At 28.7% G+C, this 25,353-nt stretch carries 25 protein-coding genes; 11 read left to right on the forward strand and 14 right to left on the reverse strand.

The features are described from left to right. Positions 1-17: 17 nt before the first annotated feature. Positions 18-1,418 carry a S1C family serine protease gene (locus VLK81_RS01180; RefSeq protein WP_324618686.1) on the reverse strand — a complete coding sequence of 467 codons (1,401 nt, stop codon included), beginning with the start codon at positions 1,416-1,418 and terminating at the stop codon, positions 18-20. Between the two features lie 148 nt (positions 1,419-1,566). Between VLK81_RS01180 and VLK81_RS01185 the strand changes: the two genes are divergently transcribed. Next, positions 1,567-2,436: a C39 family peptidase gene (locus VLK81_RS01185; RefSeq protein WP_324618687.1), complete on the forward strand. Its 870-nt coding sequence runs from the start codon at positions 1,567-1,569 to the stop codon at positions 2,434-2,436. 192 nt (positions 2,437-2,628) lie between these two features. Here the strand turns inward: VLK81_RS01185 and VLK81_RS01190 are convergent, their stop codons facing one another. Then, positions 2,629-5,007, reverse strand: coding sequence for a glycogen/starch/alpha-glucan phosphorylase (locus tag VLK81_RS01190; protein WP_324618688.1), 2,379 nt, complete (start codon positions 5,005-5,007; stop codon positions 2,629-2,631). Between the two features lie 233 nt (positions 5,008-5,240). Here VLK81_RS01190 and VLK81_RS01195 point away from each other — a divergent pair, with 233 nt between their 5' ends. From VLK81_RS01195 to VLK81_RS01205, 3 genes are all read left to right on the forward strand, one after another. Beyond that, on the forward strand, positions 5,241-6,302 hold the full coding sequence (locus VLK81_RS01195) for a D-alanine--D-alanine ligase family protein (protein WP_324618689.1): 1,062 nt from the start codon (positions 5,241-5,243) through the stop codon (positions 6,300-6,302). Beyond that, positions 6,302-7,009, forward strand: a complete 708-nt coding sequence (locus VLK81_RS01200) for a UDP-N-acetylmuramoyl-tripeptide--D-alanyl-D-alanine ligase (protein WP_324618690.1) — start codon at positions 6,302-6,304, stop codon at positions 7,007-7,009. The genes VLK81_RS01195 and VLK81_RS01200 overlap by 1 nt, the downstream gene beginning before the upstream one ends. 82 nt (positions 7,010-7,091) lie before the next feature. Continuing rightward, positions 7,092-7,673, forward strand: coding sequence for a glutamate ligase domain-containing protein (locus VLK81_RS01205; protein WP_324618691.1), 582 nt, complete (start codon positions 7,092-7,094; stop codon positions 7,671-7,673). Positions 7,674-8,196: 523 nt separating this feature from the next. Here VLK81_RS01205 and VLK81_RS01210 read toward each other — a convergent pair. Beyond that, positions 8,197-8,748: a hypothetical protein gene (locus VLK81_RS01210; RefSeq protein ID WP_324618692.1), complete on the reverse strand. Its 552-nt coding sequence runs from the start codon at positions 8,746-8,748 to the stop codon at positions 8,197-8,199. A 583-nt stretch (positions 8,749-9,331) separates the two neighbouring features. Here VLK81_RS01210 and VLK81_RS01215 point away from each other — a divergent pair. The 3 genes from VLK81_RS01215 (at position 9,332) to VLK81_RS01225 (ending at position 12,162) form a co-directional block, all read left to right on the forward strand. After that, a complete protein-coding gene (locus VLK81_RS01215; protein ID WP_324618693.1) occupies positions 9,332-9,634 on the forward strand; it encodes a hypothetical protein in 303 nt (100 codons plus the stop codon). A 27-nt stretch (positions 9,635-9,661) separates the two neighbouring features. Beyond that, the gene (locus VLK81_RS01220; protein ID WP_324618694.1) at positions 9,662-11,782 is read left to right on the forward strand and encodes an ABC transporter permease subunit; all 2,121 of its coding nucleotides are present in this window, start codon (positions 9,662-9,664) and stop codon (positions 11,780-11,782) included. A gap of 92 nt (positions 11,783-11,874) precedes the next feature. Then, complete coding sequence (locus tag VLK81_RS01225) at positions 11,875-12,162, forward strand: hypothetical protein (protein ID WP_324618695.1); 288 nt, start codon at positions 11,875-11,877, stop codon at positions 12,160-12,162. 335 nt (positions 12,163-12,497) lie between these two features. Here VLK81_RS01225 and VLK81_RS01230 read toward each other — a convergent pair whose 3' ends face one another. The 5 genes from VLK81_RS01230 to VLK81_RS01250 form a co-directional block, all read right to left on the reverse strand. Continuing rightward, positions 12,498-13,817, reverse strand: a complete 1,320-nt coding sequence (locus VLK81_RS01230) for a glutathionylspermidine synthase (protein ID WP_324618696.1) — start codon at positions 13,815-13,817, stop codon at positions 12,498-12,500. After that, positions 13,810-15,057, reverse strand: coding sequence for a glutamate-cysteine ligase family protein (locus tag VLK81_RS01235; protein ID WP_324618697.1), 1,248 nt, complete (start codon positions 15,055-15,057; stop codon positions 13,810-13,812). The genes VLK81_RS01230 and VLK81_RS01235 overlap by 8 nt, the downstream gene beginning before the upstream one ends. Positions 15,058-15,263: 206 nt before the next feature. Continuing rightward, positions 15,264-16,031 (reverse strand): hypothetical protein, encoded by a 768-nt coding sequence (locus tag VLK81_RS01240; RefSeq protein ID WP_324618698.1) that lies wholly within the window; start codon positions 16,029-16,031, stop codon positions 15,264-15,266. Positions 16,032-16,194: 163 nt separating this feature from the next. Beyond that, positions 16,195-16,875: a phosphoribosylaminoimidazolesuccinocarboxamide synthase gene (locus VLK81_RS01245; protein ID WP_324618699.1), complete on the reverse strand. Its 681-nt coding sequence runs from the start codon at positions 16,873-16,875 to the stop codon at positions 16,195-16,197. A gap of 99 nt (positions 16,876-16,974) precedes the next feature. Continuing rightward, positions 16,975-17,586, reverse strand: a complete 612-nt coding sequence (locus tag VLK81_RS01250) for a phosphatase PAP2 family protein (protein ID WP_324618700.1) — start codon at positions 17,584-17,586, stop codon at positions 16,975-16,977. 81 nt (positions 17,587-17,667) lie between these two features. Here VLK81_RS01250 and VLK81_RS01255 point away from each other — a divergent pair, with 81 nt between their 5' ends. From VLK81_RS01255 to VLK81_RS01270, 4 genes are all read left to right on the forward strand, one after another. Continuing rightward, positions 17,668-18,294: a DUF3841 domain-containing protein gene (locus tag VLK81_RS01255; RefSeq protein WP_324618701.1), complete on the forward strand. Its 627-nt coding sequence runs from the start codon at positions 17,668-17,670 to the stop codon at positions 18,292-18,294. Positions 18,295-18,407: 113 nt separating this feature from the next. Further along, positions 18,408-19,775 (forward strand): M15 family metallopeptidase, encoded by a 1,368-nt coding sequence (locus VLK81_RS01260; RefSeq protein WP_324618702.1) that lies wholly within the window; start codon positions 18,408-18,410, stop codon positions 19,773-19,775. A gap of 22 nt (positions 19,776-19,797) precedes the next feature. Beyond that, complete coding sequence (sppA, locus tag VLK81_RS01265; RefSeq protein ID WP_324618902.1) at positions 19,798-20,775, forward strand: signal peptide peptidase SppA; 978 nt, start codon at positions 19,798-19,800, stop codon at positions 20,773-20,775. After that, positions 20,775-21,437, forward strand: coding sequence for an RDD family protein (locus tag VLK81_RS01270; RefSeq protein ID WP_324618703.1), 663 nt, complete (start codon positions 20,775-20,777; stop codon positions 21,435-21,437). Before sppA ends, VLK81_RS01270 begins: the two co-directional genes overlap by 1 nt. 304 nt (positions 21,438-21,741) lie before the next feature. On the opposite strand, the gene VLK81_RS01275 is transcribed toward VLK81_RS01270, so the two are convergent. The 6 genes from VLK81_RS01275 to pta form a co-directional block, all read right to left on the reverse strand. Beyond that, complete coding sequence (locus tag VLK81_RS01275; RefSeq protein WP_324618704.1) at positions 21,742-22,251, reverse strand: 16S rRNA pseudouridine(516) synthase; 510 nt, start codon at positions 22,249-22,251, stop codon at positions 21,742-21,744. Positions 22,252-22,357: 106 nt separating this feature from the next. Beyond that, positions 22,358-22,441, reverse strand: coding sequence for a S4 domain-containing protein (locus tag VLK81_RS09720; RefSeq protein WP_407651952.1), 84 nt, complete (start codon positions 22,439-22,441; stop codon positions 22,358-22,360). Continuing rightward, positions 22,441-23,184: a hypothetical protein gene (locus VLK81_RS01280; protein ID WP_324618705.1), complete on the reverse strand. Its 744-nt coding sequence runs from the start codon at positions 23,182-23,184 to the stop codon at positions 22,441-22,443. Before VLK81_RS01280 ends, VLK81_RS09720 begins: the two co-directional genes overlap by 1 nt. Beyond that, entirely contained in the window at positions 23,184-23,627 is a 444-nt protein-coding gene (locus VLK81_RS01285) for a hypothetical protein (protein WP_324618706.1), read from the reverse strand. The genes VLK81_RS01280 and VLK81_RS01285 overlap by 1 nt, the downstream gene beginning before the upstream one ends. 16 nt (positions 23,628-23,643) lie before the next feature. Then, complete coding sequence (locus VLK81_RS01290; RefSeq protein WP_324618707.1) at positions 23,644-24,375, reverse strand: hypothetical protein; 732 nt, start codon at positions 24,373-24,375, stop codon at positions 23,644-23,646. Further along, the gene (pta, locus tag VLK81_RS01295; RefSeq protein WP_324618708.1) at positions 24,368-25,345 is read right to left on the reverse strand and encodes a phosphate acetyltransferase; all 978 of its coding nucleotides are present in this window, start codon (positions 25,343-25,345) and stop codon (positions 24,368-24,370) included. The genes VLK81_RS01290 and pta overlap by 8 nt, the downstream gene beginning before the upstream one ends. Positions 25,346-25,353: the final 8 nt, after the last annotated feature.

A 25,353-nucleotide genomic window follows, 5' to 3' on the forward strand; every position in this document is an offset into this window, starting at 1 on the left:
ACATACCTTCAATCACTCTAATTTAATTGGCCTGAAAATGTAATTTCTATTTCCATTTCCTTTCCATCTCTTATAACTTTTAGTTTTGCCTTATCTCCTAAATCATAAGAGAGTAATTTAGATCTAAGTTTACCCATTGATGAAATTTCTGTATCATCAATAGAAACTATAATATCATTTTGTCTTAAACCACAAGCTTCTGCAGGGGAATTTTTAACAACTTCTACAACGATAATTCCCTTATCAACTCCAGGATCTCTTCCTGTAACTCCCTTATAGTAGTCAGTAGTTACTGATTTTATTCCCATTACAACTGGTTCAAAGTTTGATCCACTTTGAATCTTTTTTACAATTGCATTTGCTTCATTTATAGGAATTGCAAATCCTAGACCTTCTGCTCCACCAGCTTTTGCTGTATTTATTCCAATAAGTTCTCCCCTATTATTTAAAAGAGCTCCACCTGAATTTCCTGAATTAATTGCCGCATCAGTTTGAATAAGACCATCCATTTGTCCATTTTGAACCTTAATAGTCCTATCAAGACCGGAAATATAACCTGAAGTTAAGGTTGATTGTAAGTCTAGTCCAAGAGGATTTCCTATTGCAATAGCCTTATCTCCCACAGTTATTTTAGATGAATCTCCAAGGCTAATTGGAGTTAGGCCATGAGCGTCAATTTTTAAAACAGCAAGATCCATATCCTTATCAAACCATAAAACCTTTGCTGGCATTGGTTCTTTGTTTTTATCTTTAAATACTACTTTTACATCCTGAGCCATACCATCTGATATTACGTGGGAATTAGTTAATATATAACCATCTTCTGACATAATTACTCCCGATCCAACTCCTTGACCTGATGGCATTTGGAAAAATGGATTTGACTCCCCAGGAATTACTGTAGTAACTCCTACAACAGATTTAGATGCTTTTTCATAAACTAAAGATTCTGTATTTTTTTCCTCACTTGGACTTATATTTACAACATTTTCACCATTTGTGCCAATATTTTGACTTTCGTTTGCAGCAGGAGTAAAAACTCCAGGTAAAAACTTAGGTCCAAAGTTTAGTAAAAGGATCACAGCGAGAAGAGATCCTAGTACAGAAAATAAAAAAGTTAAGATAGGATGTGATTTTTTTCTATTAACTTCTTCTCTTATCATAGACCTTAGTTTTTCTTCTCTATTTTTCATTCTTTCTTTTTTTCTTAAAATGTCATATTCATCATTTGAGTCTTTATCACCCACATAACTACTTTGATTATCGTAATCTGAATAATTTTTGTAACTTTCATATGTTTTATTTTTAAAGTCTTCATCATCATAAATTTTTTGTGTGAAGGATTCATCGTTTGAATTTTCTCTATTATTATCTAAGCCTTTTGTATCATCAAACTTATCATAGTTTTCATTAGTCATATTATCATCTCCTTAAAAGCTTCATACTTCTTAATCTCATCCTTACAATAGGTATTATACAAATGAATTATGTAGAAATTATGTAGATGAAAAATTTTTCTTGTAATTTTTTATTAATTTTTATATAATGATTGATGAGGTAGATAAAATGAAAAATAAAAAAAATAATTATAGAAGAAAGTCTAAGAAGCATCCACTAAAATTAGGCTTATTTTTATTCATAATGGCATTTATAATAACTAGCCTATGTGTTAAGTTTTTTTCCCCAAATATTCAAAACTCATTTATTGCACATTCTGCTAGAAAAGTAATAGATAGTAAAGAAAGCGATGAGTCAAATAATGGTGAGGAATTTGTAGAAAATAAAGAGTCTATAAATCCAGATCAAAGCAAAGAAAATAATATTGCTAAAAAAACTGAAGAAGAAAATAATAAAATCCTAGAAAAAGAAACAGATGATAATAGTTTCGATAATATTAAATTATCTTCAGTTGCTGGTCCTTTAAAATATTACAATCAGCTAGATCCTAGATGGAAGGACCTTCCTTTTGGTTCAAATACAAAATTTACAATAGGAACCGATGCTTGCGGTCCAACTGTTATGGCGACAATTATCTCTTCCCTTACAGATAACGAGTTTGATCCGGTTAGTATGACCGACTGGGCTGATAAAGAAGGCTATTTAGCTTCTGGTGGCGGTGCTTTCCACGAAATAATTCCAGGCACTTGCGAAAGTTTTGGACTTAAAGTAAAATCATTAGGAATTGCAACAAAGGAAGAACTTTTAGATGAATTAAAAGCGGGCAATTTAATAGTGGAGCTTACTGGCAATGGAATTTTCTCAGAAGGAACTGGCCACTTCATAATCCTAATTGACTATACAAATGATGACTCAATCTATATATCTGATCCTGCTCATGTAAAAAATATTTACAAGAAGTGGGATGCCGACACTCTTATAAGAGAGGCTTCTAGAGCTGCTCAAGATGGTGGACCTTTCTGGGTTATATCAAAATAATGTAGACTTTTTAAAAAACACACAATTTAATCTTTTTAAATTTTGTCCCAAGTATTTTATAATATTTGGGACATTTTTTATGTTTTTAAAAAAGTAGCCAATAAATAATTAAAATAAATTAATTACCTATTGGCTTATTTAACATTTTTTAAAATTAGATTTTTTATAAATACTATTTATTGAACTTAAAATTTAATTGTGACTTTCTAGCTTCCAAATTTCTTCTGCATACTCTCTAATTGTCCTATCTGAAGAAAAATAAGCTGAATTTGCTATATTTAATAGGCACATTTTTCCAAATCTCATCTCATCTTTATAAACTTCAGAAATTTTTTCTTGGGCCTTCCTGTAGGATTCAAAATCTTCTAAGACAAAATATCTATCAGCCCTATCTCCTCCCTCACTTTTAAGTAGTGAGTTATATATATCAAGGAACATATAGGATTCATTGTCCTTAAATTCACCACTCATAAGTGAGTCAAGGGCATTTTTAATATATATATCTTCTTGGTAAATCTTGTATGGATCATAGTTAGGCTTTATTTCCATAAGCTCTTCTACAGTCTTTCCAAATCTAATATTATTTTCCTCTCCAGCCTTTTCAAATATTTCTACATTTGCACCGTCATAAGTTCCTATTGTAATAGCACCATTCATCATAAATTTCATATTTCCAGTTCCAGATGCTTCCTTGCCGGCTGTTGAAATTTGCTCTGAAAAATCACAGGCTGGATAAATTTTTTCTCCTAGAGAAACTCTGAAGTTTTCTAAGAAAACAACCTTTATCTTTCCATCTATATCCTTATCATTATTTATAACTCTTGCAATTTCATTTATAAATTTAATTACAGCTTTTGCCCTAAAATAAGCTGGTGCAGCTTTGGCTCCAAATATAAAGGTTCTTTTTTCGCTTATAAAATTTTTATCCTCCTTTAACCTATGATAAAGGTAAACAATGTGTAGGGCATTTAAAAGCTGCCTTTTATATTCATGTAGACGCTTAACTTGCACGTCAAATATAGAATTTGGATCAACGTCTATTCCAGTAGTTTCTTTTATAATTTCTGTTAGTTCAATCTTTTTCTTTTTTCTAATTTCTAAAAATTCTCTTATAGAAGGTTCATCTTCGGCAAATTTTTCTAATTCTTTTATCTTAGAAAAATCTTCTCTCCACTCATTTGAACCTAGCTTTCTATCGATAAAATCACTAAGCTCCATATTTGAGTAGATAAGCCACCTTCTTTGAGTTACTCCATTTGTCTTATTGGTAAACTTATAAGGATAAGCTCCATACCAATCTTTTAAGGTTTCATTTTTTAGAATATTTGTATGAAGTTCGGCAACTCCATTTACCTTGTTGGAAACAAAAATTGCAAGATTTGCCATGTGGATGCTATCATCTTTTACTATTCTTAAAAAATTAATCTCCTCTTCCTTAAAGCCTTTATTATAAAGCTCCTCTACAAGTCTTTGTTCAATCATTTGGATTATTTCAAGAACTCTAGGGCTAGTTTCATCTATTAAGTCTACTGACCAGACTTCCATAGCTTCTCTTAAAATTGTGTGGTTGGTAAAATTAAATATTTTTCTTGCAATATTAAAACTATCTTCAAATGAAATTTTTTCTTCGTCTAATAATATCCTTATTAATTCTGGTATGCCAATTACAGGGTGGGTATCATTTAACTGAATACTTACATATTCATGAAAATGTTTAAATTCTTTATCGTCAAAATTTTTCTTGTAATTTGAAACTATATCTTGAAGTGATGCTGAAACAAAAAAGTACTGCTGCTTAATTCTAAGTAGTTTTCCCTCTCTTCTTTCATCGTTAGGATATAAAACTCTGGTTAAGTCTTCAGCTTCATTTTTTTCTCTTACCGCCCCATCATAGTCAAAATTATTAAAGCGGTTAAAGTCAAATTCATTTACAGCCTCCGCCTGCCACAGTCTAAGTCTATTAATTTGTCCATTTTTATATCCAAAAATAGGCATATCGTATGGACAAGCCTTTACTGTTTGATTTTTGAACTTTATAATTTTTTCATCTGAAACAATTCTCTTTGACCAAGGATTATAAAAACTTGACCAGTCGTCTCCCTCTTCAGCTTGAAAGCCATCTTTAAAAAATTGCTTGAAAAGGCCCTCACTATATCTTATCCCATATCCATCTAAATTAAATCCTTGGCTTGCTGCTGATTCTAAAAAGCAGGCTGCAAGTCTACCAAGACCGCCATTACCAAGAGCTGCGTCTTCTTCTTCATTTTCAATATCCTTAATTCTATCCCCTTTTTCTTCTAAAATAGAATTAACTAAGTCATATATTCCCAAATTTAATAGATTATTTCCTAGGCTTCTTCCAATTAAAAATTCAGCAGAAAAATAATATGCCTTTCTTTGCCTAGCTTTTTTACCAAGCTGGTCTGTCCAATCTTTAGAAGTAAGGGCCATAATACTATCTGTTATGGCTACAAATTTCTCTTCTTTAGTTAAATCATTATAATTTTTATTGAATTTGAAATTTGAAAAAAACTCCAGCTTTTCTAATAGCTTATCTTTTGTAATATCCACAAAAAGCCTCCTTAATTTTATCTATAATTTATTTTTTTAAATATTTTTATTTATTAGTGGTTTTATAAAAAATCTTCCTCAATGTACATTGTATCAAAGATAATTGAAAATTAATATACTTTTTAGCCTTTTGGGATAAATCTTATATTAATTAAAAAACATATAGAAACTTTTTATAATAGATTATAGGGCCTTTATGTAGTATAATAGTTTTGACAAATAAGGAGGTTATTATGATTAAAAATATATATGTGTTTTATGGTGGAAAAAGTGTAGAACACGAAGTTTCACTAATGAGTGCTAAAAATGTAATTAATAGTTTAAATAAAAAATATGACATATACCCTGTTTTTATAGACAAAGAAGGTAGATTTTTAAGTCTTGAAAAGGTGAGTAGTGTAGAAGATATAAAGGATCTAGTTATTACATCAAGTAAAAAACCTCTTGAAACAATAGTAGATTTCCTTAAATCCCTTAAGGATGATTCTATAATGTTTTCATTAGTACATGGTTCTATGGGAGAAGATGGAACACTTCAAGGATTTTTCGACAGTCTAAATCTTCCTTATGTTGGTTCTTCTCTAAAGGCTTCAGCAATTACCTTTGATAAGATAACTACTAATGAAGTATTAACAAGTATGGGTTTTGAAAAAGCTAAATTCTTAGCAGTACTTAAGAGTAATATCGAAGAAGATATTGATCTTGAAATTAAAAAAATTGAAGAAGAAATTAATTATCCACTTTTTGTAAAACCTTCAAATGCAGGTTCTTCTGTTGGAGCAAATAAGGCGGGTAATAGGGATGAATTAAAAAACTCCCTATTAGAAGCTAAAAAATATGACGATAAAATTCTTGTAGAAGAATTTATAGATGGAAGAGAGCTTGAAGTATCAGTAATGGGACTTGATGATCCAGTAGCAGCATATCCTGGAGAACATATTGTTAGTGACCATGTATTTTTTGACTACAACTCAAAATATTTTGACCAAACAACTATTATAAATCCAAGGGCAGACCTTGATGAAAAAACTGAAGATGAAATAAGAAAAACTGCCGTTAAATGTTTTAAGGCACTTGGACTTACCGCTTATTCAAGAGTAGATATTTTTCTAGAAAAAACTGGTAGGATTTTAATAAATGAAGTAAATACAATTCCTGGTATGACTCCTACTTCTCTATTTCCAAAAAGCTGGGAAAAAATAGGAAATATTCCTCTAACTGAAATTTTAGATAAACTAATTGACTATTCTCTGATTGCTTTTGAAGAAAAAAGCAAGATACAAAGGTCCCTATAATGAAAGAGAGTTTAAACCTTATAAAAGACTTATCTAAAGGAGAACTTTTAGTTAAAGCTGGACAGGTAGATATAGATATTAATGGAGTTTCAATAGATACCAGAACTTTAAATAAGGGCAATATCTATATGCCAATTATTGGGGAGAATTTTGATGGCCATGATTTTATAGAAAAAGCTATTGAAAATGGAGCCTATGCTACTTTTTGGGATAAAAAACACGAACTTCCAAATATAGATATTCCAATAATTTTAGTTGACGATACTAAAATCGCCCTAAGAACCTTAGCTAGAGGCTATAGACTATTAGTTAATCCAAAAGTTATAGCAATTACTGGATCTAATGGAAAAACAACAACAAAAGATATGCTTTATTCAAGCCTTAAAACTAAATATAAGACTCACGCTACTAAGGGAAATCAAAATAATGACATTGGCCTACCTCTTACAATACTAAGCATGGAAGAAGATACGGAAGTTTTAATTCTTGAAATGGGAACTGAAAGCTTTGGTGAAATTAAGATATTAACAGAAATAGGTATGCCAAACTATGCCATGATTACAAATATAGCTGATTCACATTTAAATGTTTTAAAAACAAAAGAAAATGTGGCTACAGAAAAGTTAGATATAGTAAAAGGCTTTGTAGATTCAGGAATATTCTACTACAACAATGACGACCCTATTCTAAGAAAAAAAAACACTTGAAATACTTAAAGGGCTGGATATAAAATCTATTGGGAAAAAAGAAGGTTCAGATTTTCTAATTGAAGATGTAGAAAAAACAGAATTGGGTACATCTTTTAAAATTAATGGGGAAGAAATAAATTTAAATTTAAAAGGTGACCACCAAGTATATAACGCCGCCATGGCTTATGCTGTCCTTCAAAATTTTAATCTTAATACTAAAGAAATAAATGATGCGATTAATAATACAGAATTTACAAAAATGAGAAATGATTGTATTAAATTAAAAAAAATAAAGCTACTTGATGACAGCTACAAGTCAAACCCTCAAAATTTAAAGGCGGCAATAGAAACCTTACTAGAAGATAAGGATCCTAAAAGGCATATTCTTATCCTGTCAGATATGCTAGACCTTGGAGATAATTCTAAACAGCTTCACTATATGGTCAAAGACTTTTTGACAGATGAAATTGATCTTGTTTTAGCTACAGGTAATGAATCAAAAGAAATAATAAGAGGTGCTAAAGAAGTTTTAGGAGAAAATAAAGCCATCTTCTTTGAAAGCAAAAAAGAACTTATTCACTCACTTAAGGAATTGATTCTTGAAGGGGACTACGTTCTAGTTAAGGGCTCAAGAGCTATGAAAATGGAAGAAGTAGTGGACTATTTGAAAGAGAACTTCTAATATGTTCAAAAAAGATAAAGATATAACCTTAATGGAATTTAGAAAGGTTAGAAATTATGCTAATTTTGCTATAATTTCACTTGTTTTAGGACTAATAATATTTACTATCTTCTCTATTTATTTAAAAAAAGTTACCCTGGGCCTAATAATCTTTTTTATATCCCTTGGACTTTTTATATATTTTATAGTGAGTTACAAGTGTCCAGATTGTGAAAGTAAACTATTTTTCTCATGTTTTAATAAAAAAATAAAAGTTTGCCCCAAGTGTCAGGCAAGGCTCAGAAAGTAGGATAGGAAGCTTATCCTACTTTTTTTGTTATCCATTATAAAACACAGTTTAATTAAACTAATAATACTAATATGATTATTTCAAAAAAGAGTTTCAATCAAAATAAATTATAAGCCTTATAATAAATAAAAGGTGTATATGTTTTTTCCAAAAGAAACATATACACCTTTTAATTAAATGTTATTTTAGATATAAATTCTTTTAATGATTAATTAACCTAAAATTAAAGATATTTTATACGAGTTTACAATCTTTAATATTATTTACTCCAGCTTTTTCAGCCTTTTCTCTAGCTTTTAAAATCTTTTTATCCTCATCAACATACACTATATCAATTTTTTTATATTTCTTACTATCAATATAATATAACTGTTCGTGTTGAGCACACATTACAGGACCTTTTTCTGTATCAATGCAAGGAATAACAATAGCTTCAGAAAGGAAAGATTTCATAGCGTCTACCTCCTCCTTGTCAAGCTCAATCTTGCTTGGAAGAAGAGTTTCTATCTTAACACGCTTTTTAGCAATTTTATCAAATTTTCTAACTTGCTCGTCCTTTTGGCAGATATATGTCATAAAAGGAAAATCTTTTCTAAATTCTTCCAAAATTTCATCTAGATTATCATCCACAACATCAATCCTGCACTTTGTCGCCCTTACCATTTTAAAAGTATAGAATTTTCCATCTTTTTCATATACTAGGCCCTTTTTAGCAGATTCGATTAAGTCTTCATTATCAATTTTTTCTTTTTCTAAATCTTTGTAAGAAACTTTTTTTACTGTCATATTAATCACCTCTTTAATATTATAGCATACATAAACTTTTTTTAATAGTGTTTTATCTAAATAAATTAATTCTATGGTTTTATTTAAATATCCTATACTAAATCACTTTTATACTAGTTGATTTATGAAACCAAATATAATAGATAATTAAAGTATATTCTGATATCAAATATTATAATAAAACTAAACCTATAGATATTAAAATAAAGAAATTCAGATAATAGAAAGTTTTTAAAGTATAAAATTTTTGATCTAAATCTTTCAACTATTAATTAAAGAAGATTAAATAGAAAATAAATTTAAAAATTATTTTTTTGTTCTATAATCAATAAAAATCTTTAAAAATATAAATTTATTTAACCTCAAGATTATTATATTTTTTATAATAAATTTTAAGTTATATAAATACCATCTTTTTATTTGTTATCCGTCTTCTATTTTCTTATTACTTTAATAAAATATATTAGAAATAGTATTGAGTTTTTTAGTTTAATATGATAATATAATCATATAAAGAGAAATATAATAAGTAGTTTGAGAATTATATTCTCTTTATAAAAATACTTATTATAGATGTTTTTTTATGAAAAGAAAAATTAATTTATTACTTGCAGCTATTTTAGTTGCTACTAGCCTAAGCCCTTCTAAGTCTGTGCTTGCTAAGGTAGAATCCGAAAATACTATTCTTAGGGCACCAGTTAGAGAATATATACCTTATATTGAATCTTTTTATCAGTCAAACTCTATAGCTGTTAAGGGCACCATATATAGAAGAGTTTATAGAAGCGGTCACTACTATCAAGGAAGTCTAAAGCTTAAAAGTCTAAAGAATACTGGAAATAAATATTTTCTTACTTATTCAGGAATACTTTTTTTAGCAGATTAGCTTTAATTATTTTATCAAGGGGACATTATGTTTAAATTTGAATTTATAAAGACTAACAAAAAGAAAATTTTTTTGTTATTTATTATAAGTGCTTTCTTAGTTTCCTTTATTACTTATAAGTCGAATAACTTTGCTATTGACTCTTATATTAATAATCAAAATACTGCCCTATCCTATATCTACTCTGGTATTGACATATATTCAGACGAATATTCTTCGCTTACAAATGAAGAAAAGGATGAATATGGAGTGAGTCAAAATATAATTATGCAGGCTTTTTATAAGGATATAAATAATGCTAAAAATAACAATGACAAGGAAAAAACTGCTTTTGATATAAGAGAGTCTGTTATTAAACAAATAAATGAAAATAAAAAACTTTTAGAGAAAATGTCTATAGAAACACCTTTAGCAGATAGGCTTGATTTTAAATGGACTGATCTTGAAGTTGAAAAGATGATTGAAAATGATACTAGGGTAACTGATTTAGTTTATGGCTCTTATTCTTCTAATCCTATGAGGGTTCTTATAACTTTAAGCCCTATATTTTTTGGTATTTTACCTATTTTTTTACTTTTGATCTCATTTGCTTCAACCATTTCCAAAGAAAAGAATTTAGGAAATATAGTACTTTTAGAAACTCAGCCAATAAATAAGATAAAAATTCTTTTTTCTAAAGAAATAATTATGCTATTAAGTGCTATTATATATTTTCTATCCGTGGTTTTATTTACAATAATAATTGGATTTTTAATGGGACAAAAGTGGTATAATGGACATTTAGAAATTTACAGAATCTTTTCAACTGATGGAAATCTATACTATATTTATGCTTATAAGCTCCTTTTAAAAATTTTTTTAGCCTATATAATTATGGTTATTTTTTACAGCTCTTTAATATTACTCTTAAGTGAAAAAATGAAGGATTCTTTAAGCGTTATAATAATAACTTCTGGGATTTTCATTATTTTAAGTATAATTACAAAATCTTTTGATTCTTTTAAAGTTATATATAATCCTCTATTTGCTATAAATTATAAGGATAATATTTTAGGCAGAGTTTCAGTCATAAATAAAGCCGGTAACTGGGTTACCAAATATACAGATAAATCTAACTTTGGAGTCTATTATATTTATTTTTTAATTTCTATTTTCATGAGCTATTTATCTCTACTAATCTCAAAAAGAGACTTAAGCTTTGTAAAGAAAAAAGATAGTAAATTTACTATTAATTCTCTCTGGGCTTTTGAATTTTTTAAAATATTAAAAGATAAAAATTTCTCTAAGTTTATATATTCTATATTCTTGATATTTATAATCTTATGCCTATCATTTTTTATAAAAGATAAAAAATTTGCTAAAGACTATAAGGAAAACTTGCCAATAATATTTATGTTAAAATTAGATTCTATTAAGTCTACAGCAGAAATGAATCTAAAATCTTATAGGGAGGATCTTGGATTTTCAATAGATAGCGAAGAATATAAAAAAGAAAAGAAAATGTGGGATGAAGATATAGAGAAATTTAAAAAGCTTTATGATCTTTCTTTAAAAGCTTATGACTTCTACTCTAATGGAGATGGAAGTAGCTTTTATAACTACAAATTAAATGAAATTATGAACAATGAAAATATTTATTCATCTTATATTAAATCTGGAAATTATACTGAGCCTTCCTATCTTGAATCTAAAAAAGTATATAAGTCTATGGCAAAAAATAATAACGAAACTGCTTTAATTTCAGATGAACTTTTTATGTCTTCCCTAGAAGATGTTGATATATGGAAATCTGAATATAGAAATGATAATGTTTATTCTCATTCGGCTTTTTATTTGCCTAGAAGAATTGAAAGAACTTACCCTATTGATCTTATTGTTATAGGATTAATTTGTATGATTTCTATTGGAGGATATTCTTATGATAGGGAGTATGGAAATCAAATTGAACTTTTATATACTCAGCCAATATCTAGAAATAAATACCATATTAAAAAGTTTTTCACTTCTTTTTTCCTATCCCTAATTGTTTTGGGGCTAATCTTTATTATTTTGTTCGCCTTTGGACTAGTTACAGAAGGTTTGGGGGATTTGAATTTCCCTATTGTGCAATATATTAAAGATGTTGATGTAGAGAAAAAATTATTTTAAATGATGGAGATTATTTTAAACTTATTCCGATTTGGAAATATAATCTAAGGCTGTTAATAAGCTATATCTTCCAACTTGCTTTTTTATGTAGTATGGGTACTTTTATTTCTATCTTCGTAAAAGAAAAAATAAAAGTTTTGCTATTAACCCTTTCTCTATCTGCTGGTTTTTTCTATATAAATACTATAATTAAAAATCCTCTACTTATCTTTAGCCCATTTACACATATTTCTGCAAGTAAAATTGCAAATGGAAGTATTGTTTTTATGAGTGGACCTGAAAGTAACAATATATATTTTAGTTTATCTATTCTCCTACTTTGGACAATAGTCTTTTTCATAGGAGGAAGTATCATCTTAAAAAATAAAGAAGTTAAGTAAAACTTAGCTTAAAATAGATTAGGATAAACAAATTTTAGCCCTCTTTTATCCAAAAGATAAGAGAGGGTTTTACTTATATAAAAAATTTATATTTTTAATTAGCTACTTATAGTCTTTTTTTAAGTTGGAATATTTAAAATATTTATATTTTCCATAAGCCATATATTTTGTTTTTGAACTTCTATAAATTTATTGAATTTTTATATTTTTATACTCCTAAATACAATAATATAGAATTAATAAAAAAGATGCTAGGCTTTAAGAATTAGCTTAGCATCCTTAGTTTTATATCTATATTGTAAAAATATTGGTCATTATAGTATTAAAAGATTTTTCTACTTGTCAGAAAGCTCAAAACTAGGAGTTACTATATACTCTCTTGCTCCTGAAATAAGAGCTTCATTTCCAACTCTAGTGTAGAGTCCAACAAATTCTTCCATATAAATAAATAGGCCGAAAACTCTAGCTTGGGGAACATTTACAAATTCTCCATTTTTTAAAACTAAAAAATCCATCTTTTCTTGTTCAAAATACTCTTGATATATATAATTTGAGCCAAAAATATCATTTAGAATATACTCCCACTCTTCCTGTGAATGTTCTCTTCCAGCAACAACTCCTCCTGAAGCATATCCATCAAATGGCTTTAATATATATTTGTCTTTGTTTTCTAAAACTTTATAGTAGGCGTCCTTATTATCAAATATATCTGTAAATGGAACTCTTTTTTCTATAAATTCATTTTCTTCTTCACTTAATATTTCCCTTGTCTTAGGATCTCTAAATACCTTAAAAATTAGTTTTGAGTGCATTATTTGTGACCTAAAAGATCCAAGCATTAAAAAAGCATTTTCTTTATATCCTTTTAAAAATTCCCCAATCTCTTCTCTTCTTTCAAAAAGATCTCTGGTAACAGCCCTTCTATAAACTAGCTGAATTTCAAAATCTTCAAAGTAAATTGATCCGTCCTTATATTTAATATCTCTAGGGTCTACTATCTTGCAATTTACACCCTTTTCTTCAAACTTTTCTTTAAATACTTTAAAATCGGTTCCAGTCCCCTTGTCTATAAAATCTACTATTGCTACATTTTTAAGATCTTCTTTTTTATTTTCCTTATAAAAAGAAATAACTTTTTCTACCCATGGAGTAAATAGGTCAAAAGACTTAATAGAGTAATTTTCACTAAGTTTTTTCATTGCCTCCGTTTCAATAAAAAGATCAGCAAGTACATTGTCTTCATTCATAGCACTTGATCCATCAGTATTTAATTCGCAGAGCATAAAATCATCAGCTTCATTATAAAATAAATCATATCTAGCTATAGGAACTGGCAGGCTGTAGGCTGGATCCATAAGAATATAATCTACTAGGTCACTATCAAAATGAAAGAGCTTTCTATAATCCTCATCCTCCAAAAATTTAGAAACTACCTTTCTAGTTATAGACATAAGTATTTTAGAAATTCTCCTAAAATCATCAACAGTCTTTTTAGGTAGAAGCATTGGCTGATAGGTTATAGGAACTGGCTCGCCATGATAGGTCGCCGTAGATGAACTGACCTTTTTCCTTAAAAGTTTTAAATCCTCTTTTGCTATGTCCTCCATTTCATAAACTATTTTAAAATAATCGTCTAGTATTTGTTGATTAAACATTAATTTTCTCACTTTCTACTGCATCTTTTAAAGACTTTTCTTCATATATTTCTTTAAATTTTTCTCTTGGACTTTTGCCTTCATCTATTATTTTTTTGAACTCTTTTAAATATGGTTTTTCATCTTCATCAAGGCTATTTTCAGCTAAATCGTATAAAAACTTTCCCCATTCCAAGATAGTTTTACCATAATATTTTGCATTTATTCCCTTTTTTCTTATTTCTCCCCTGGCCTTATCTAAATCAGAAAATTTGACTCCCTTAAATTCTTTAAGGATTTTTTCTATATTACCAGACTTATAGGCTAGAGCTTTTATGAGGGTAACGATTGAAAAATTAAGAGGGTATGGCACTGCATCCATCATTCTAATTTCTATATATCTTTTAAGTCTGACATCTGGAAAAACTATGGATATAGCATGGAAAATATCACTCGTTCCCTCTTTTTCTGGATCGAAGATTTCCTTAAAAAGTTTATTTTCAGTTGATCTTAATCCCATCTCGTCATCAATAAATATTGTATTATTATTTAGTATATATTCCGCATATTTTTCGTATGAAAAATCCTCTAGGAAGGCTTCTTCTAAGACTCCTGATCTAGCAAGATCTGTGTTTTCCCAAATTTCCTGTCTTATTGCATAAGTCTCAAGAGGCTTTTTTTCAAATATATAGCTATTGTCAAATAAGGCATATAAAATAGGAGAAAGATAGGTAAAAGCCTTGTACTTGTTTACAAAATCTTTCTCATTTAAGTAATCTATAGTAACTTGAACAGATGAGGTTCCCTTCATCATATTATGGGCCATAGTTCCCTTATCTTTGAAATAGTTAAACATAAACTCATAGCGTTTTTTGGGAGAGATTTTAAAGTCGTTGATACTTGTATTTGGATGGTAGCCCATGGCTACAAGCGATTGGTTTTTGTCTTTAAAAACTTTCAAATATTTTCTCATAAAATCTAAGTATATTTTCTCTAAATCTTTTATAGATTTTTTCTTTGAAATTGATATTTCAAATTGACCAGCTGGCTCTGTTGATATTTCAAAATCATCAGCAGTTAGGCCTAGAAGGTATCCGTCATTTTCAAATCTCATAAAAGAGTCCATTTTCCCTATTTCTTCAAGAGACTCACCAACGCCATCTTTTCCATGGTAAGTTTTAGTTTCAAGACTTTCATTATCTATGGCAAAATGCTCAAACTCTACTCCTATACATAAATCTTTTTTTTTCTTTTTCTCCACTTTTAAAATAAAAAACAAGTCTTTTAACTTGAGCATTATAATCAAATTTCATAAGCTAAACACCTCTTATAGTTTATACCCAATTTAAAGTATTTTATAAGTATATTCTATTTTTGTGTTTATTTTTTAAAATTTCCTCTCTAAGTTCTTCTAATAAATCAACTTCCATTATTGAAAGTCCCTTTATTGGATAAGATGGTGCCATTTCAACAGCTTTTTCTATAAATTTTAAAGCTTTTTTTTTCGTCAATCTGTATATAATACTCATAATAAGCCCTAATCCTTAGAGAATTTACATCAAGGTCTTGTTCAAGCTCTTTTTCAACTTCCTTATAGTACTTGTAGGCTTTAAACTTATCTTTTTCTATAAAAGAGTAATAAAATATAAGCTCGTAGTATATTGCAAGCTTATTAACCATATTTTCGCCAAACGATCCTATATATAAATCTTTAAGGTAGGATGAGAGCTTTTTATATTCTTTTTTATCAAGATAGTAATAGTATTTAAAAATATCTTTTTTAAAATCGTCCCTTTTAAAATCCAGATCTCTTGGTCTCATCCCAGATACTAATTGAAGTAGGGCATAATTTCCATCGCTTTTTAAGGCTTCTTTTCTGTCTTTAAACATTTTTATATAAGTAAAATCTGTAAGACTTAAGAGTTCTTCTTTTCTTGTAGAAAAATATATATATCTAATTAGATAGTAGGTCATAATAGAAATAAGATAGATATATTTTCCCCTTAAAATTAAGCATAATGAAAGAAAAGCTATGTATAAAGCTTCAAATAAATAGCCTCCCATATAATAATGAATATAGTTATCGCTAGTAGCTAGTTTGTTTGAAAGCATAGTTAGCCTTCCAGGGAAGGGTAAATCCTTATGGAAGGCTAACTTAATTTTTTTATCTATTTTTCTTATTTCAAAAAATAAAAAATCTAAACTAAAAAACTCAAAATTATTTCTTTTACCCATAATATAATGTCCAAGCTCATGAAATATAAAGAAGCCTAAAAATATGAGTAAATTTGCAAATAAAAACCCTACCCCCTCTAAAAAAGTAATTTGAGGGGATTTTGTTATAAGATTTGATTGATTTAAGAGTAAGTTAGAATAGATTTTTATATATAACATTTTATTAGTCTAAAAGTAGGCCAGGAAGTCTAAGTGGATCTATATATTCGTCTCCTCTATAAACTCTCATATTTCCACCAGAAATTTCATCTATAAGAATAACATTTCCTTCTTTGTCCCTACCAAATTCAAGTTTAATATCATAAAGTTCAAGGTCTTTTTCAGCTAAAACTTCTTTAATAATATCTGAAATATCTTTAGTTAATTTATAAAGCATTTTAGTTTCTTCTAATGAAGTTATGCCAAGAATTTCTAGAGATTCTGGACTGATTGGAGGATCTCCTGCTTTATCATCTTTAATAGTAATTTCTACAAATCCTGGAAGATCAGTTTTTTCTTTTATATAAAGACCATATCTTCTTAAATATGAACCAACAGCCTTGTATCTGCAGATAGCTTCAAGTCCCTTTCCAAAAGGTTTTGCAGCTATAACTTCCATTGTTTTATTTTCAATATCACAGTTTACATAGTGAGTTGGAATTCCTCTTTTGTTAAGAAGTTCAAAAAAGAATTTTGTTAGTTTTAAATTTGCATCTCCAGCTCCATCCATAGTTAAACCTACTTGATTTTCGCCTGGATCAAAAACTCCATCCTTTCCTGTTACAGTGTCTTTGAATTTTAGTTCATAATTTCCATTTTCTAATTCATAAACGTCTTTTGTTTTTCCTTCATAAACTTTTTTCATAATATCCTCCATAAAAAATAAATTACACTATGATTATACTACAAATACTCTTCTTGTAAAAGTATGATTAATATTTTTTATTAAAATTTTTATTAAAGATTATTTTTGTTTGCTAAAAGTAATTTTACTTATCGAAAAATTTTCCTCATAATAATATATCGACCAAGATGAAACCACTAATCCCAGTAGGATTCCCATGAGAACGTCACTTGGATAATGCACGCCAAGGATTAGCCTTGTTAAGCCAATGAGTATTGGAAGAAGGAAAAAATATTTGTAGGGTTTTTTAAATTTTCTTATCCTATATATAGTAAAATATACTCCACTTGAAACTAGGGCATGGCCACTAGGATAAGTATAACCATTTTGATCAATTCTCATAAAATCAATTGGCCTTTCCAATTTAAAAATATTTTTAAAGCTTAGCATAAGGATAGTCGAGATTAGAACTGAAATAAGAATTGTTTTAGCTCCCCTTCTATCCTCTTTCCTCATAAAAATTATTAAAAATATTGGAGTCAATATAAAATATGTGGCTGGGTTTCCAATTGAGGTTATTAGATCTGGAAGAATTAATTTTGATGAAAAAATTCCTTGAATACTTGATAAAATTCCTCTATCTATATTATTAATAAAATCTGTTTCTTTATAAATGCCTAGCAGTATAAAAGAGATTAATATTACAATTGTAAAAAAACTTCTTTTTTTCATTACATCACCTATATTTATTATACTATATGCCTAGCTTTTATAAAACTTAGGGGTATAAAATAAATACATGGGGGTGTAAGTATGGAGTATGTCAATCTATATACAAGGCAGCATGAAAATAGTTTATATGAACTTGAAAGGAAAAACAGAATAACCAATAAAAGACTCTATGTTGAGCTTCACTTGCTTGATACTTCAACCTTCTTTTTAGAAAAATATGATCTTTTTGTTAAGATGGCTGAAAGAAAAATTAAACGTGATCTGGATACTGAGTATCCCATATGGTGCAGCGTGTCAAAGTATAACTGTTTAAAGCCAATTGAAAAGCAGGTAGTTTACGCCTTGAGTGTTCCTGAAGATGAAATTATCTTTTTCGATGGAGCAAGGTGGGATATGGTCTTAAATAATCAATATATTGCAAAAGATGAAGATGATAGAAAGGATTTTGAAGATTTTTTAAGGTCTAAGGGTCTTAAACATACTTTTGATATTTTTGATAGAAAATATATTGGAGCTTTTGATGATGTTAAAAAAAGAATTGTAGATAGCTGGGAGAGAATTTTTGAAATTACAGATAGAAGTATATTTACAGTTCAGGCAAATCTCTGGAAAATAGAAAAAGATTGGGTTAGGCATATTATTCGCCCTGGAGATGATTTTTTTAAGTGTCTGGAAGATACTTTCGATACCTGGAAGGAAGATGTTTAATAACTATAGAGTATGGAATTTTCCCCGCAGTTATTATTTTTATAAAATTTTTTATAATATAGCTATCATTTTATATGGGGTCATATCTATGATATAATCAAGTTGGTGATTGTATGGAAATAAATTTAATAAAAAAAATTTTTCTTTTTATTTTTCTTGTATTTGGACTTTTTTCTAGCACATCTTTTGCTAAGGAAAGAAATATTTTTTCTGATGATTATGAAATTCATTTTGCTTCGGATTTAAATGATAAAATGAAGGTTTTATTTGTAGGAGATAATCTAAATACTAGTTTTTTCTCTTCAAATATTTTTTTGAAAAAAAATATAGATTCTTGTGACTATTCTTACTATGATCTTATCTTCTTACTTGATGGGAAAGATAATAAGCTAAATGAAAACTATATTTATTTTGATAAAAAAGATAATACATTTAAAATGAATTTTAAAAATCAGAAATTAAATAGCAAGACTTTTTATAGTTATGATTATTTATCCAATCTATTTAAAACAAATAGAGAGAAGAATAAACTAGAAGAAAATTTTAATTATTTTAAGAAAAATCTTTTGATAGTAGATTTAAATTCTCTTAAGGACCCCGATGAAAATAAAAAAGAATATCAGGCTTTAAGAAAATATTTTAAAGATGATTATACTTCTAAAGAAATAATTCTTTTTTTAAATAGTAAGGATAACTCTATGTTAAAAGATAAATTTCTTCTCTTAAGTGAGGGGGAAAATATTTTTTCAGAAAAAGACTTTCCTTCAGATCTTCAAAAGTATATGATTCAGACTAAGTCAAGTCCACTTTATTTAAAGCCATTTGATGAGTCTAGTAAGTCTAGCCAAACTATTGATAGTAAATATGTTGAAATTTATGGAGACTTAGATGGCTTTTTAAAGGTAAAGTACAAGGGGAATTTTTACTATGTAAAAAAAGATAATTTTTTAGAAATTGAAGATGAAAAATGTTTATTTGTACTTGGAGGAATGCTAATTGTTAATAAAAATTACTATCTTCCAAGCGATTTTAACCCTGGAGTAAATGAAGAAGCTAAGGAGAAACTTGATAAAATGATAGCTGATATGGGGGCTAATAATTTATCATTAAAGATTATTTCTTCCTTTAGGAGCTATGACTATCAAGAAAATCTTTTCTCTTCTTATTATAGAGAAGATGGAGACTACGCTGACACCTACTCTGCTAGGGCTGGTCATTCAGAACACCAAACTGGACTTGCATTTGATTTTTCTGTGTATGGAGAAAATTTAAGTGTTAATTTTGAAAATACACCATCTTTTAATTTCTTAAATGAAAATGCCCATAAATATGGTTTCATTTTAAGATATGCTAAAGACAAGGTTAGTGAGACAGGATATATATATGAGCCATGGCATTTTAGGTATGTGGGTGAAAACTTAGCTAAAAAAATTAAAGATTCGGGTAAAAGCGTAGAAGATTATTTTAATATACTTAATTAATAGGAGGATTATTAGCTTGAAAATGAATTCAAAAAGGATCGGAGCAATTATTCTTTGTCTTATAATAATTTTGATAAATGCTCTAATACCAAAGAAAGAAAATGAAGACTTTAAAAATACTTTTGATAATATGCTTTCAGATAAGTCTAATGAAAATATTATAAAGGCTGGAACAAATGGCAAAATTTTAAAACTTAGCCTTGAAGGAGTTATTGCTGATGATGGTAAAAATTATCTTCAAGATAACTCAAATAGCTACAGCGTGCTTATTAAATCTCTTGATAGGGCTATTTCAGATGATGAGATTAGGGGTGTATATTTTTTTGTAAATAGTCCTGGTGGAGGAGTTTACGAGTCAAGCGAAATTAGAAAAAGAATTTTGAAGCTTAAGGAAAAAAATATACCTATTTATGTTCAAATGGGCACTATTTGCGCTTCTGGAGGAGTTTATATAACTTCTGATGCCGATAAAATTTACGCCCATCCAGAAACTCTAACTGGTTCAATTGGGGTAATTATGCAATCAATGAACTTTTCTGGTCTTATGGAAAAATATGGTGTAAAAGCAGTAACTGTAAAATCTGGCAAAAATAAAGATATGCTCTCACCTTACAAAGAACCAAGTTCTGAGGAGCTTGAAATTGTTCAAGATTTCATAAATTCATCTTATGATAGATTTGTAGATATTGTAGCAAATGGCCGTGAGCTCTCAAAAGAAGAAGTTAAGAAATTTGCTGATGGTAGAATCTACAGTGCTCAAAAAGCTTTAGAGTATAAAATGATCGATAAAATTGGAGATGAAGAGGACTCACTTAATGCACTTACTCACGATAACCATCTTGAAGATGCAAGTATAATTGAATATTCTTATAATTCATTACCTTTTTTAGACTTTTTAAAATATATTCCTAATGAAAAGTCCGATTTAGAAAGTGTAAAATCTATAATATCTTCTAGAGAAAATGCAGATAGACCTTTTATGATCTATGGAGGTATATAATGTCTGATGAAAATAAAAAGATTTTAAATGATTTAAATGATAAAAAAGATATAGAATTTATCTATCCTTTTCATGATGATGATAAAATTTATGAATCTAGTAATAAGAAAAAGGAAGAAGCTAGTAATGAGGATCTAAATATTCAATCTAAGTCTGAAGAAACTTTCTTTAACAAATCTAGTCTTGATGAAGAATATGAAAGGCGTTTATATAACAAATCTCGCTCTTTTATATATGCAGGATTTTCCCTAAGATTTATAGCTTTTCTTATAGATTGTTTCCTTGCATCTAATATAAAATCTATAATTTTTAATATTTTTTCTATTGATCCACTTACAAGACTAGGAGCCGCATTTTCTACTATTATAGTTCTTCTATACTTTTCTATAAGCTCCTATCTCACAAAAGGACAAAGCATTGGAAAAATTATTATGGGTCTTAAGGTAATTTATGAAAAAGATGATTTTAATTTGCTAGATATTATATTTAGAGAAGTTGTTGCTAGATTTCTACTTTTAAATTTCCCAACTAACCTTTTTGCCCTACTTATATTTTTTAATGATGAAAATAAATCTATTACAGATTATCTGGCTAAAAGCGTTGTAGTTAAGGAAAAAGAATATGAATATGTTTTAAGTAAGGAAGGAGTTTCCTCTATATAGTAATTTTTATCCTAGCTTATTATTATGGGTAAAATACGAATTATTTTTAAAGGTCTTTATAGAATTTACTCTTTAAAAAATAATTTTTCTTTAGTCTAAGTAGTAGGCTTTTTATGTAAAACTAAAACATCTATTTGGCAAAGCTATTGTATCTATGCTTTAGCTTTATAAATATTAGTTCTTAGTAACTTGTTTAGAGAAGGGAAGTCTTTTTATTAAAGCATAAGCTAATTTTTCTACAAAAAAATATATTTAGATTTTTATATAAAAAACCTGCTGGGGAAAAATTTAATCCCAGCAGGTTTTATTCAAATATTTTATCAAGACTATTTCTATCAACTTCTCTATAATCCCCTAGCTTTAGATCTTCTGGAAGTTCATATTCTCCTATCTTAATCCTTTTAAGTTCAATTACATTTTTTTCGCAGGCCTTAAACATTCTCTTAACCTGATGATACTTTCCTTCTGTAATTGTAACCCTAGCAAGTCTATCTTCTAATATTTCAAGTTTTGCCTCTTTTGTCCTTATATTTTCCTCTTCTAAAAATATTCCTTTTTGGAATTTTACCACATCTTTTTCCTCCAGATCCCTATCTACAAGAGCTAAATAAGTTTTTTTTACTCCTCTTTTAGGGTGCATGCAATTATGAGAAAAATCACCATCATTAGTTAGAATAAGTAGGCCAGTAGTATCCCTGTCTAGTCTACCAACTGGAAAAGGTTTAAAGCTAAGTAGGTAATCATCCAGTTCTTCTACTACCGTCTGGTAAATATTATCTTCTACAGCGCTTACCACGCCAGCTCTCTTGTTCATAACTATATAGACATATTTTTTATAAGATATGGGCACATTATCTAGATAAACTAAGTCGCTATCTTTTACTTCCTTGCCTGGATCTTTTATAATTTCATCTCCAAGCCTAACTCTTTTTTTCTTTAATTAGTTTTTTGACTTCTTTTCTACTGCCAATTCCTGAATTAGCTAAAAATTTATCTACTCTCATTATTTTACAGTTATATCAAATGATACTTCTTCCCCAGATAATTCCTTACTTATCTTGTACTTGCCTTTATCAAAGCCTTCGTAGTCACTTAAATCTATCCCTATATATAATACAGCATCTTTTTTTAGCTGAGCTTCAACACTTTGAATTTCTTCTTTAAGTTCAAGTTTGTTACCATCTTTATAAACATCAAAAGTAGAAGTAATACTTGTTTCTTCCCCTAAATTTTTTACATATATGTCTAGTTTAGGACTATCAAAACTAACTTCACTATTTTTAACTGTTACATCAAACTTATCAGTTTTCTTATTTGATATTGAATTTACTGAAGAATCTGTATTAGTAGTGTCTGCATTTTGTCCATCTTCAGTTGACTCATTGGTTTTATCTTTATTTAACTCATTTGTGTTAGTTGTATTTTGTGTGTTGTTATTATTTTGATTTTTGTCTGGACTACTTGTAGTGCTATTATTGGTATTAGTTTGACTAGTATTTGGACTTGAAGTTTCTGTTACTTTATTTTCTGGCTTCTTATCTTTGTTTTTAGATGATGGTTTTGCAAAAGCAAATATTACTATAGCTAAAATAATTACCAGACCAATAAGCATAAAAAAAGTTTTTTTCATGTAGTAAAAGAAAGGAAGTTTATCAACTTTTTTTAGTATATCTTCTCTAATTGGTTTTTGACCTGAAGCTAGTTTTGTTGTTTCATTGTCTAAATATGTTTTAATTGTCTCTTTCATTATATCAGCCTCTTTTCAGCTCTCTTTATCCTTCTTTCAACTATGTCCGCCTTTTCATCAAGTATGTTTGATATCTCTCCAATAGAAAGGTCATAGTAATTTTTAAGGATAAGGGGTGCTCTTAAACTATATTTTAAATCATTTAATTTTTGAAATTCCATAGTATTTTCTGGAAGCGTAGTTAAAAAATATTGGTCATCGCTATCAATTTTATTAAAGTGATTTTTATCATTTTTATAGACCTCATTTAATGTTACTGTATAAATAAATCCAGAGTCTATAACTTCCCTATTCTTAACTTGCAAGCAAGCTCCTAGTGCATCAATAATAATCTTATCTTGATTATTAGCCCCTAGTGCCAATCTTTCAAATATTGGGCTATATTCAATATATACATTTTTCAAATATTTTTTTGCACTACTATTTAATATTTTAAATTTCATTTCATACCTCTTTATATTATATAAACTTTGCCACAATTTCTTTATCTATATCTAAAAAATCAAGTTTCTTAATATCTTCTTCTTTTAAACTAGCTAGGACAACTGTTGAAGGACCGCATGATAGGTTCTTGTCGATTTTACTATCATAAATTTCTGCTTTTAAACCACTATTTTCTTCAAGTTTTGAAATTTCATAATTAATTCCCTTAGACCCAACAGGTAAGAGTTCTGAGATATAGTCCATTTTTCTAAGGTGAATAAGATCATTTAAAGATAATATTCTGCTTCCACCATCTTTTACAACATCTTCTCCCAAAAGCCTTTTTCCAAGTGCCAATACAATCTCACCCGATTTTGAGTAGTATGATTTCTTTTTTCTTGTAGCTACTCCCATAATTCCTAAAGCAGTCATAGAAGTTTCAAAATTTTCCTCTGTTGAACCATTAAGAACTAAATTAGGATCAAGATTTATTTCCTTCAAGGCACGTTCTATACCTTTTTTAATTCCTGCTCCTGTTGGATTCCACTCATTACAAACAGCATTTACAAGACTTTTTATCTCACCGCCCTGAGATATAAGTTCCATTAAAACAACTCTAGCTTCATAGTATCCAGCTATCTCATTTTTAGTTTTAACTAAATCTAACTTCTTCTCCCCAATAGAGCCAAGTGAGTCACAAGCTATTAAGATCTCCATTTCTCCAAAATCTATGATAGAAAGATCTCTGTACCTATAAACCCTAGTCATTTATTGCTTGATTTGCCGTAATTATAGTTAATTTATATATATCTTCTTCATTACATCCTCTTGATAGGTCAGAAATTGGCGCTGCAAGTCCTTGAAGAATAGGGCCAATCGCTTCAAACTTACCAAGTCTTTGTGCAATTTTATATCCAATATTTCCAGCTTCCAAGCTAGGAAAGATAAATACATTTGCCTTACCTGCAACTTCAGAGCCTGGAGCCTTCTTCACCCCAACACTTTCTACAAAAGCTGCATCAAATTGAAGCTCTCCATCTATTTTAAATTCAGGTGCCATATTTTTTGCCTTAATAGCTGCATTCATTACTTTTTCTTGCTCAGGAGACTTAGCAGAACCCTTACTTGAAAAAGAAAGAAGAGCAACTTTAGGATCTATACCAAACATCTTAGCAGTTTTAGCTGTTTCAACCGCAACTTCTGCCAAGGCATCTTCTTCGAGAGTAATATTTATAGCTATATCAGAAAATACGTATTTTTCACCTTCAGGACTAATCATAATCATGGCTCCAGAAATTCTAGATACTCCAGGCTTTGTCTTTACAATTTGTAGGGCTGGTCTTACAGTATCGCCAGTTGATCCTACAGCACCTGAAACCATTCCATCAGCAAGCTTCTTATAAACTAGCATTGTTCCAAAATAGTTATGATTTTTTAGAATTTTATATGCATCGTCTTTAGCTGCTTTTCCCTTTCTTCTTTCAACAAAGCTATTAACCAAATCTTCATATCCATCATAATTTTCTGGATCAATAATTTCTATTCCTCCAAGGTCAAGGTCCAATTCTTTTCCCTTATTTAATACTTCTTCCCTACTTCCAATAAGTATCGGTCTAACTATTTTTTCCTTTTCAAGCCTAGCTACAGCTCTTAAAATTCTTTCATCTTGAGATTCAGGAAATACAATTCTTAAATCCTTGTTTTCAATATTTTTCTTTAAGCCTTCAAAAAGTTCCAATTTAATTC

It is taken from the genome of Citroniella saccharovorans, from assembly GCF_035481615.1.
Lineage (GTDB): Bacteria > Bacillota > Clostridia > Tissierellales > Peptoniphilaceae > Citroniella > Citroniella saccharovorans.